The organism is Geobacillus sp. JS12 (assembly GCF_001592395.1).
Classification (GTDB): Bacteria; Bacillota; Bacilli; order Bacillales; family Anoxybacillaceae; genus Geobacillus; species Geobacillus zalihae.
This window is the reverse complement of the sequence record NZ_CP014749.1, coordinates 2,529,541-2,540,000: the sequence shown is the minus strand read 5'-3', so window position 1 is coordinate 2,540,000 and position 10,460 is coordinate 2,529,541. Positions and strand designations below refer to the sequence as shown.

Genomic DNA, 10,460 nt, shown 5'->3' with positions numbered 1-10,460 from the left:
AGCGAAAGCGAGTCTGAACAGGGCGTGTGAGTACGTCGTCGTCGACCCGAAACCAGGTGATCTACCCATGTCCAGGGTGAAGGCCGGGTAACACCGGCTGGAGGCCCGAACCCACGCACGTTGAAAAGTGCGGGGATGAGGTGTGGGTAGGGGTGAAATGCCAATCGAACTTGGAGATAGCTGGTTCTCCCCGAAATAGCTTTAGGGCTAGCCTCGGGTTTAGGAGTCTTGGAGGTAGAGCACTGATTGGGCTAGGGGCCCAAACCGGGTTACCGAACCCAGTCAAACTCCGAATGCCAATGACTTATGCCTGGGAGTCAGACCGCGAGTGATAAGATCCGTGGTCGAGAGGGGAACAGCCCAGACCGCCAGCTAAGGCCCCGAAGTGCACGTTCAGTGGAAAAGGATGTGGAGTTGCAAAGACAACCAGGATGTTGGCTTAGAAGCAGCCACCATTTAAAGAGTGCGTAATAGCTCACTGGTCGAGTGACTCTGCGCCGAAAATGTACCGGGGCTAAACGTGCCGCCGAAGCTGCGGGATGACCGTTGGTCATCGGTAGGGGAGCGTTCTAAGGGCAGAGAAGCCAGACCGGAAGGACTGGTGGAGCGCTTAGAAGTGAGAATGCCGGTATGAGTAGCGAAAACAGAGGTGAGAATCCTCTGCGCCGAAAGCCTAAGGGTTCCTGAGGAAGGTTCGTCCGCTCAGGGTTAGTCGGGACCTAAGCCGAGGCCGAAAGGCGTAGGTGATGGACAACAGGTTGAGATTCCTGTACCACCTTCTTCCCGTTTGAGCGATGGGGGGACGCAGGAGGATAGGGCGAGCAGGCGGCTGGAAGAGCCTGTCCAAGCCGTGAGGCTGATCCGCAGGCAAATCCGCGGATCATAAGGCCAAGCGGTGACGGCGACGGAGTGATCCGGAAGTCCCCGATTTCACACTGCCAAGAAAAGCCTCTAGCGAGGGAAGAGGTGCCCGTACCGCAAACCGACACAGGTAGGCGAGGAGAGAATCCTAAGGCGCGCGGGAGAACTCTCGTTAAGGAACTCGGCAAAATGACCCCGTAACTTCGGGAGAAGGGGTGCTCTTTGGGGTGAAGAGCCCTGAAGAGCCGCAGTGAAAAGGCCCAAGCGACTGTTTATCAAAAACACAGGTCTCTGCGAAGCCGAAAGGCGACGTATAGGGGCTGACACCTGCCCGGTGCTGGAAGGTTAAGGGGAGCGCTTAGCGGAAGCGAAGGTGCGAACCGAAGCCCCAGTAAACGGCGGCCGTAACTATAACGGTCCTAAGGTAGCGAAATTCCTTGTCGGGTAAGTTCCGACCCGCACGAAAGGTGTAACGACTTGGGCGCTGTCTCAACGAGAGACCCGGTGAAATTATACTACCTGTGAAGATGCAGGTTACCCGCGACAGGACGGAAAGACCCCGTGGAGCTTTACTGCAGCCTGATATGGAATTTTGGTATCGCTTGTACAGGATAGGTGGGAGCCTGGGAAGCCGGAGCGCCAGCTTCGGTGGAGGCGGCGGTGGGATACCACCCTGGCGGTATTGAAATTCTAACCCGCACCCCTTAGCGGGGTGGGAGACAGTGTCAGGTGGGCAGTTTGACTGGGGCGGTCGCCTCCCAAAAGGTAACGGAGGCGCCCAAAGGTTCCCTCAGAATGGTTGGAAATCATTCGGAGAGTGCAAAGGCACAAGGGAGCTTGACTGCGAGACGGACAGGTCGAGCAGGGACGAAAGTCGGGCTTAGTGATCCGGTGGTTCCGCATGGAAGGGCCATCGCTCAACGGATAAAAGCTACCCCGGGGATAACAGGCTGATCTCCCCCAAGAGTCCACATCGACGGGGAGGTTTGGCACCTCGATGTCGGCTCATCGCATCCTGGGGCTGTAGTCGGTCCCAAGGGTTGGGCTGTTCGCCCATTAAAGCGGTACGCGAGCTGGGTTCAGAACGTCGTGAGACAGTTCGGTCCCTATCCGTCGCGGGCGCAGGAAATTTGAGAGGAGCTGTCCTTAGTACGAGAGGACCGGGATGGACGCACCGCTGGTGTACCAGTTGTCCCGCCAGGGGCACCGCTGGGTAGCTATGTGCGGACGGGATAAGCGCTGAAAGCATCTAAGCGTGAAGCCCCCCTCAAGATGAGATTTCCCACCGCGTTAGGCGGGTAAGATCCCTCGAAGATGACGAGGTCGATAGGTCCGAGGTGGAAGCGTGGCGACACGTGGAGCTGACGGATACTAATCGATCGAGGGCTTGACCTAACTTAGAAAAGCGCAGGCGAGCGGGTCGCCGCGACGGGCAAATGTTCTTCGCCTGCAGGGATGTTCACATCCCGAAGGCGAAGGTTATTTGACCCCGAGCGGCGGCGAGCCGGAGCTGGACAATGCGAAAAGCGCAGGCGAGCGGCTTCTTCCGACGGTTATCTAGTTTTGAGGGAATGAAAAAACTCTTGACAGCTCAGCGCGAATCATTATAATAGTAAATGTCTAAAGAGATGTCATTTCGCAGCAGCTCAGTGACGAGCATTTGCATCATCGGATGAACTGCGAGTTGCCTTGACACGTCCAGCTTCTTTGAATCGGCTGGCAGAGGAAGAGGCAGGGCATCTTATTGGGAGAATTGACCTTCGTTATGATTCCGCAGTAGCTCAGTGGTAGAGCAATCGGCTGTTAACCGATTGGTCGCAGGTTCGAATCCTGCCTGCGGAGCCATCGTGGAGAGCTGTCCGAGTGGTCGAAGGAGCACGATTGGAAATCGTGTAGGCGTGAATAGCGCCTCAAGGGTTCGAATCCCTTGCTCTCCGCCATGATCCATCAGCATGGCCCGTTGGTCAAGTGGTTAAGACACCGCCCTTTCACGGCGGTAACACGGGTTCGAATCCCGTACGGGTCACTTCTTTGTGGAGGATTAGCTCAGCTGGGAGAGCACTTGCCTTACAAGCAAGGGGTCGGCGGTTCGATCCCGTCATCCTCCACCATCTTAATATAAAAGCTGACTTGCTTTCTCATCATCGTGGGGTGGAGCAAAGAGCCTTTGCTTCAACGAATCCGCTTCCAGTTGCCTCGACGCATCTGGCATCTTTGAATCAGCTTGTAGAGGAAGAGGCAACGAACAACAACACTAAAAGTATTGTGAAAATCAACTTACTTTCTTATCGCCGCGGGGTGGAGCAGTCCGGTAGCTCGTCGGGCTCATAACCCGAAGGTCGCAGGTTCAAATCCTGCCCCCGCAACCAAAAATGGTCCCGTAGTGTAGTGGTTAACATGCCTGCCTGTCACGCAGGAGATCGCGGGTTCGAGTCCCGTCGGGACCGCCATCTTTCCAAAAATGCATGATGCAACGAATCATGTGATCGGTGAAATACGGCTCGGCAGCTCAGTCGGTAGAGACGAGCATCCGCTTCATCGAATTCGCATCGAGTTGCCTCGACGCATCCAGCATCTTGGAATCCGCTGGCAGAGGAAGGGACACAAAAGTCATCAACGAACAAGGGAAAAATAAGATACGGCTCGGTAGCTCAGTCGGTAGAGCAAAGGACTGAAAATCCTTGTGTCGGCGGTTCGATTCCGTCCCGAGCCACCATATAATTGATAGCAAGCTGACTTAGCTCTATTGGCAGAGACGAGCATCCGCTTCATCGAATCGATTGCGAGTTGTCCCGACGCACCCAGCTTCTTCGAATTGGCTGGTAGAGGAAGGGACACAACAAATGAACAATGATCCACGATTTATATCATAATTATGCCGACTTAGCTCAATTGGTAGAGACGAGCACTTGCTTCGTCGAGTCGGCTTCGAGTTGCCTCGACGCATCCTGCTTCCTCGAATCAGCTTGTAGAGGAAGAGGCACAGAGCACAACAATGAGCCACCTTCTTGCATTTGTTTTATGCCGACTTAGCTCAATTGGTAGAGCAACTGAATCGTAATCAGTAGGTTGCGGGTTCAAGTCCTGCAGTCGGCACCATTCCTTGGAGGGGTAGCGAAGTGGCTAAACGCGGCGGACTGTAAATCCGCTCCCTTTGGGTTCGGCGGTTCGAATCCGTCCCCCTCCACCATTTTAACAAAGGGGCATAGTTTAATGGTAGAACAGAGGTCTCCAAAACCTCCGGTGTGGGTTCGATTCCTACTGCCCCTGCCATTCCTATCATGATTATGGCGACTATGGCGAAGTGGTTAACGCACCAGATTGTGGCTCTGGCATGCGTGGGTTCGATTCCCACTAGTCGCCCTTCACTTACAACGTTGGGGTATAGCCAAGCGGTAAGGCAACGGACTTTGACTCCGTGATGCGTTGGTTCGAATCCAGCTACCCCAGCCACGGATGCGGAAGTAGTTCAGTGGTAGAACACCACCTTGCCAAGGTGGGGGTCGCGGGTTCGAGTCCCGTCTTCCGCTCTCGATCAAGGCGGCATAGCCAAGTGGTAAGGCAGAGGTCTGCAAAACCTTTACCCCCGGTTCGAATCCGGGTGCCGCCTCCATATCTAATGAATAAAAAAGTGTTGACAGTTGAAAGATGATTTGGTAAATTGTTAATTGTCGCGCCGATGTGGCGGAATTGGCAGACGCGCACGACTCAAAATCGTGTGGGGTAGCCCCCGTGTGGGTTCGACTCCCACCATCGGCATCCTCAGAATTCGATAGCCCACGATCTAAAATCGTGGAACCCTTGATACGACCGCAAACGCGGTCGTTTTTCATTTTCTGGGAATTCCGAAAAAAACGATAGAATCCGAAAAAATTTTGCACGAATTTTGCATTTCTACCATCTAGATCATCCATGATTTCGTCAATCATCATGTTTTTTTAGTACCCATGATGGATTTGACAAACTGGAGCTTTTCATAAAAGGGTGAAACAATTTTGTCGTAAATGCGACTAATGATAACAAAGGAGGAGGAGATTGGGCTGAAAAGATGGCTTGCTTTCATTGCCGCCGTGTGGAGTGTTTGGTTGGCAGGTTGTAGCGGGCAAACTGACCGCTATGCCATTGAAGGGTATGTCGTGAGAAAAGAAGGGGGGAGCATTTTGGTTGTCAGTTCTGATCCGCAAGATTTTCGTTCCACAGGCGGGCTTAAAGAGTTTTATAATACCATCTTGGTTTCTAGTGCACCAGCGCGAGTGAACATTGGTCAAAAAGTTCAAGTTTGGATAGATGGGGGGATTGCTGAATCGTATCCAGGCCAAGGGAAGGCGGGCAAAGTATTGGTTGTGCCAAGCTCTCCGCGTGATGGCGCCAGCTTATCGGAGGAGGAGGCGATTCGCCAAGCGTTGAAACAAGAAGAGAGTCGGCTCGAGCAGATGATTCCTGTGATTCGGGCTGTTCATTATGACAAACAAGCGGACACTTGGATGATTCAAATAAAAGACGCCCATGAACGAACGAAATTCGATGTTCGGATCAAAGATGAATAAAAGCGTTTTGCCGCATGCGAAGCAAAAGCTGTCCCCCTCTTCCCAGCATGGGGGAGAGAGGGCAGCTTGTCGATGACGCGCCAAACAATTCGTTGGATTCCGAACAGGAATTACGAAGACAACGCCGAGACAAGCGGACGGTCCGGCAAGTAGAGCTGGGCGTTGTCGCTTTGGCCGGCCGCGATCCAGTCGCGCAAGCATTTGGCGAGCACCATGCTGTAGACGGCTCCGTTGTCTCCATAGGCATAGACGAAATAGCAGTTTGGATATTCGTCATACACGCCGATGATCGGCAGTCCGTCGTGCGTGCCGGCGTAGTAGGCGCCCAAGTAAAATTCAGCTCGGACAGGGATCGTGGGGAAGCGTTGCTGGAACTCCGCGATCAACTGGTCGCGCTTGTGAATGAGCTTGGCATCGCGCTCATCGGCATAGGTCGTATCTTCATCCAATCCACCGATGATAACGCGGTTGTCGGCGGTCGTCCGCATGTAGATGTAAGGACGGGCCGTTTCCCAAATGAGCGTCCGGTTGTACCAGCTGGAGAAATCAGCGACCTGGTTCGTGACCACGGCGTAGGTGCTGTTCAACACGGCGTTTGGGTCCTTTTTGAAATCCAACGTTTCATAGCCAGCCGCAATGATGACCGATTTCGCGCGAATGACCGCACCGGTTTTCGTATAAAAAATGGCTTGGTCTTTTTCGAGTTTTTTTCCATTGATTTCGGTTTGTTCGTAAATGGCGACTCCTCGGCGTTTGGCATATTCCAACAGGCCGATCGTCAGTTTGTATGGATTGACTTCGCCGTCTCCTTTTGTCAGCAACGCCGCTGGTTTGCGGAACGGGTAATGGCGGGCGATCTGTTCTTCCGGCCACCATTCGATAGCAAAGCCGTGTTTCTTGAGAGCGGCGTATTCTTTTTCTAATTTGCTTACATCTTCAGGAGAGCTGGCGTAATACAAACTGTCGCGGGTGACAAATTCGCAGTCGAGCGGCAGCTTTTCCGCGGCATCGGCGAGATCGCGGATGGCCTGCTCGCAAAGTTTAAGGTGCCGCACTGCGTACATTTCGCCAAAGCTATGGATTAGCTCGAAAAACATTTTTTCCCCCAGGTATTGGATCAGGGCCGTGTTGACCGCTGTGCTTCCATGCCCCGCTTTTCGTTTATCGACGACCACGACGTCAAGATCGGTGTCGCTAAGAAAGTAGGCGCATTGGGCGCCCGAGGTGCCAGCGCCGATAATGAGCACATCGCAGTCGATGTCTTCCTCTAAGACCGGGTAGCTCGGCGGGTCGGGGAACGTTGTGGGCCAGTAGAATGTTCCGGATTGCAAGTTCATGATTCTCGTCTCCTTCCACTTCATAGTTCGTCTTTAGCATGATCGGAATCATTTGGTTTATTCGTTGCGAAGGAGGAGAACCGCGCCCAACGCTTTTTCGGCTTCATGGCTGGAGCGGCAAATCAAAGGAGATGGGGTGTGTGGAGAAGTGGAAAATTTGTGTTTTTTGAAACATGAATCGGAATAAGACGTACATCATGTAGAGAGTTTTGCAGGAAGAATAAGAACGGCAAACGAAAGGGCTGACAAAAAATGTTGATGGATGAGATGTCGCCTGAAGACAAGCATGTTTCAAGCCAGACACATCCGGGAAGACGCTTGGCCTTCCCGGATGTGATGAGTGCCCCTGTGGATATCCTAAACATGGTTCAAACGCTGTCAAGTTGTTGTGTTGATTTGGGGGAATTTCTTTCGGACAGCCCCCGCGGTTCGTGTCTGGAAGGAATGTTTTTTCCATGTTGCGCTGCACAGCTCGCCCCTTGTCCATTTGTTCCCTTGTCAAGTTATTGCGCTTGCCGCAGGCTGGCGATGGATGCCTCATGTTCAATCGAGCGTTTGGAGAGGATGGCCAAAATGTGCTCGTGGCGTTCTTGGTTGACTTCGATCCTTTTGACAATTTGATCGATTTCCATGACCGTTTGTCGAATAGGAACGAGATCGTCTTTGGTCGCCATCTTTGCTTGAATTTCGTTTACATTGGATTGAAGTTCGTTCACTTTGAATTGGAGTTCATTCACTTTGGACCGGAGTTCAGCCAGTTCCTCTTTGGTCGCCATCTTCGCTTGAATTTCGTTTACGTTGGACTGGAGTCCGTTCACAGTGGAGCGAAGTTCAGCGAGTTCGTCTTTCGTGGCCATTTTCGCTTCGATGTCGTCCACTTTGGATCGGAGCTCGGCGAGTTCGTCTTTGGTGGCCATGTTGGCTTCAATGTTGTTTACTCTTGATTCGATGCTGTCTACTCTCGCCTCGATGCTGTTCACTCTCTCTTCGATGCTGCCCGCTCTCGCTTCGATCTTGTTCAGTTGATTTTTCATCTCGTTGACGTCGGATGTCAAGACGCCGACGCTCGAATGGAGTTGATCGAGCCGATCTAAAATTTGGGTAAGCAATGCTTCCATATGGATCATCCTTTCCAAGTGTGGATTGACGGTGATTCAAAACAGCTATTCATGGCTTTTGTTGCTTTCCTAACGCTGTCTGGACCTTGTTGGTGAAGGGTTTGCCAAAGGAGTTGATCATCCGTGGGCATGTGTGCAGCAGATTTGGGGACATCCAGCTTCCATTTTAGCATAAATCGTATGGGGGGAGACAAGGGATTTTTTGAAGAATTATGATGAAAAGGGGCGACAAGTTCTAGAGGGCTGGTGATTTAGCGCAAAATATGGCTGATTCCTGCTATCTTTCAATTCGAAAAACGCGGCCAATCGGCTTTCTTTTCTGATGAAATGCCATCGATTTGCAGGCCGTTCTCGTTTTTCACCATCCTTCTAGAGGGTGGGTGATTTGGTAAAAAAGACTATCGATTCGCATTCTTTCTCAATTAGAGAAATCCTTGCAAAACCGATTTTCTTTTTCTGTAAAAATGCGCCGCTTTGATCAGCGATTTTCATGCCAGGGTGGGGAGCAACGCTTGCTCATGAATGTTTTTTATTATTGTATTGACAAAGATATTCAATATCAATTATCACCTTAATTGATAAGGATTATCATTATTAAATATAGATTGAAGGGGGAATATGTAACGTGTTGCAGAAAAAATGGACCTCTCTTCTTGCCGTGCTGATGGCGCTGTTCGTGCTGCTTGTGCCGTTGGCTCAACCGGCTGCGCCTGTTGAGGCCGCATCCAAGACAAGGGTGTTTAAGACGGAGCTTGGCAAGCTGGTGATCAAAGGAACCCCGAAGCGGATTGTCACGTTAAGCATGGCGGGGACAGATGCGGTTGTCACGTTGGGCTTAAAGCCAGTGGGGTATACGATTTCCAATTCTGGAACGGTGCCTACATACTTGCGCAATAAACTAAAAGGGGTGCCAAGCGTTGGGGCACTTAGCGCCCCGAGTTTGGAGAGAATCGCAGCGCTCAAACCGGATTTGATCATTATCGACCATGAATTTGAGTTCCATAAAGCGATTATCCCTCAGCTGAAAAAGATTGCGCCAGTAGCGGGATTTCGTGCGAATAGCTACAAAGAAGCGATGAATCAGCTTCTTGTATTGGGAGACATCTTAGGGCGGAAGGCGAAGGCAAAATCGTTTGTGAATCAGTTTTATAAAGAATTGAAATCGCAGCAGGCAAAATTAAAAGATAAAAATCTTCGTGTATTGGGCTTTTTCGTCAATAAAGATGGCATTAATGTATGGCAGGACAACTCCTTCTCCGGATCGATTTTTACGGCGCTTAAGGCTGATTATGCATTTAAGGAAAAAGGGGATGAATACTCCGACTTTAAAACAGTAAGTTTAGAAAGAATTTTAGAAATCGATCCAGACGTGCTGTTTGCCTATACGGATCCTGGGAAGAATGACCTGAAAAAAGTGAAAGCCAACCCGATTTGGTTCCAATTAAAAGCGGTGAAAAAGAAGCGGGTGGTGGAAGTCAATCGCGATCTTTGGTCTCGCAGCCGGGGACCGTTGGCGGCGAAATTGATTGTAAAAGAAGCGGCATCCATTTTAAAACGTTATCAGTGATGGGATGATGCCGGCGAGAGGATGTCATCTTTGACATACGGAAAAAAAGCCATATGGATCAGCGTCATTGCAGGATTGGGCATCGTTTTGTTGATGATCGTTTCTTTAGTCTCTGGTCCGTTTTTTGTGCCGATTCCAAAAGTGCTGGATGTCCTTTTGCATGATGATGGATCCAAAGCACGAACGGTTGTCTGGAATCTACGGTTTCCCCGTGCGCTTTTGGCGGTTTTGATTGGGGCGAATCTGGCGGTCGCTGGAGCGATGATGCAATGTTTAACGAAAAATCCAATGGCCGAGCCAAAAATCATGGGAGTGTCGGCCGGCGCTGCTGCGATGGTTGTTCTCATCGAGTATTTTTTCGCCGGCCTTCCCCTTCTTTTCTTTTCTCCCCTTGTCTTTTTGGGGGCGGCGGTTGGGGGAGCCCTCGTATATAGTTTGTCTCTGAAGAGAGGCGCCCTTTCCCCGGTTCGTTTGACCCTTGCCGGAGTGGCGGTCAGCGCATTTTTGCATGCGATCACCGTCGGAATTTTGGTCTTGCTTGGCCAGGATGCGGCCGCCGTATATGCATGGCTGGCCGGTGGGTTAAACGGCTTGACGTGGCGCCATGTTTCGCTGATCGCTCCGTGGTCTCTTGCTGGCTTGCTCCTGTCCATCATGATCGCTTCGAAAATGGATCTGTTGGAGCTCGGCGATGATACAGCCAAAGGGCTTGGTGTTCATGTGGGGATTCTCAAAACTGTGATGGCAGTCATGATTATTATTTTGGCTGGAAGTGCGGTGTCCGTATCCGGGGTCATTGGGTTTATCGGCTTGATCATTCCGCACATCGTCCGAAAAATGGTCGGGGTGAATTATACGTATATCGTTCCGGTCAGCGCCTTGTGCGGAGGAATGTTGCTTTTGACGGCTGACTTGCTTGCACGCTTGGTGGCGCAGCCGATTGAACTTCCTGTCGGGGTGTTTACCGCCGCCATTGGTTGCCCATATTTTTTGTATTTGATTAGGAAGCAGGGCGAATGGAATGCGTAAA

General features: G+C 51.4%; 5 protein-coding genes, 15 tRNA genes and 1 rRNA gene (1 of these 21 running past the window's edge). 19 read left to right on the top strand and 2 right to left on the bottom strand.

The features are described from left to right. The 17 genes from A0V43_RS12465 to A0V43_RS12385 form a co-directional block, all read left to right on the top strand. Window positions 1-2,256: ribosomal RNA gene (locus A0V43_RS12465) — 23S ribosomal RNA — on the top strand; it begins 674 nt to the left of the window's first position. A 375-nt stretch (window positions 2,257-2,631) separates the two neighbouring features. After that, a tRNA-Asn gene (locus A0V43_RS12460) sits at window positions 2,632-2,706 on the top strand. A 4-nt stretch (window positions 2,707-2,710) separates the two neighbouring features. Next, window positions 2,711-2,801 (top strand) — tRNA-Ser (locus A0V43_RS12455). A gap of 14 nt (window positions 2,802-2,815) precedes the next feature. Further along, a tRNA-Glu gene (locus tag A0V43_RS12450) sits at window positions 2,816-2,887 on the top strand. Window positions 2,888-2,896: 9 nt separating this feature from the next. Next, a tRNA-Val gene (locus A0V43_RS12445) sits at window positions 2,897-2,972 on the top strand. Window positions 2,973-3,153: 181 nt separating this feature from the next. Next, window positions 3,154-3,230: transfer RNA gene (locus A0V43_RS12440), tRNA-Met, on the top strand. 5 nt (window positions 3,231-3,235) lie between these two features. Continuing rightward, a tRNA-Asp gene (locus tag A0V43_RS12435) sits at window positions 3,236-3,311 on the top strand. A 190-nt stretch (window positions 3,312-3,501) separates the two neighbouring features. Beyond that, a tRNA-Phe gene (locus A0V43_RS12430) sits at window positions 3,502-3,577 on the top strand. 307 nt (window positions 3,578-3,884) lie between these two features. Next, a tRNA-Thr gene (locus A0V43_RS12425) sits at window positions 3,885-3,960 on the top strand. A gap of 6 nt (window positions 3,961-3,966) precedes the next feature. Further along, window positions 3,967-4,051: transfer RNA gene (locus A0V43_RS12420), tRNA-Tyr, on the top strand. 9 nt (window positions 4,052-4,060) lie between these two features. Beyond that, a tRNA-Trp gene (locus A0V43_RS12415) sits at window positions 4,061-4,134 on the top strand. A gap of 17 nt (window positions 4,135-4,151) precedes the next feature. After that, a tRNA-His gene (locus tag A0V43_RS12410) sits at window positions 4,152-4,224 on the top strand. A 15-nt stretch (window positions 4,225-4,239) separates the two neighbouring features. Continuing rightward, window positions 4,240-4,314 (top strand) — tRNA-Gln (locus A0V43_RS12405). Window positions 4,315-4,319: 5 nt separating this feature from the next. Beyond that, window positions 4,320-4,391 (top strand) — tRNA-Gly (locus tag A0V43_RS12400). 9 nt (window positions 4,392-4,400) lie between these two features. Then, window positions 4,401-4,474, top strand: a tRNA-Cys gene (locus A0V43_RS12395). Between the two features lie 62 nt (window positions 4,475-4,536). Beyond that, window positions 4,537-4,620: transfer RNA gene (locus tag A0V43_RS12390), tRNA-Leu, on the top strand. A gap of 326 nt (window positions 4,621-4,946) precedes the next feature. Continuing rightward, complete coding sequence (locus tag A0V43_RS12385) at window positions 4,947-5,408, top strand: YobA family protein (protein WP_236930819.1); 462 nt, start codon at window positions 4,947-4,949, stop codon at window positions 5,406-5,408. Between the two features lie 110 nt (window positions 5,409-5,518). Here A0V43_RS12385 and A0V43_RS12380 read toward each other — a convergent pair whose 3' ends face one another. Then, window positions 5,519-6,745, bottom strand: a complete 1,227-nt coding sequence (locus A0V43_RS12380; RefSeq protein ID WP_063193210.1) for an NAD(P)/FAD-dependent oxidoreductase — start codon at window positions 6,743-6,745, stop codon at window positions 5,519-5,521. Between the two features lie 503 nt (window positions 6,746-7,248). After that, window positions 7,249-7,863 carry a hypothetical protein gene (locus A0V43_RS12375; protein WP_063193209.1) on the bottom strand — a complete coding sequence of 205 codons (615 nt, stop codon included), beginning with the start codon at window positions 7,861-7,863 and terminating at the stop codon, window positions 7,249-7,251. Between the two features lie 625 nt (window positions 7,864-8,488). Between A0V43_RS12375 and A0V43_RS12370 the strand changes: the two genes are divergently transcribed. Beyond that, entirely contained in the window at window positions 8,489-9,430 is a 942-nt protein-coding gene (locus A0V43_RS12370) for an ABC transporter substrate-binding protein (RefSeq protein ID WP_013144379.1), read from the top strand. Between the two features lie 21 nt (window positions 9,431-9,451). Beyond that, window positions 9,452-10,459: a FecCD family ABC transporter permease gene (locus A0V43_RS12365; RefSeq protein WP_236930818.1), complete on the top strand. Its 1,008-nt coding sequence runs from the start codon at window positions 9,452-9,454 to the stop codon at window positions 10,457-10,459. The last annotated feature ends 1 nt before the right edge of the window (window position 10,460 follow it).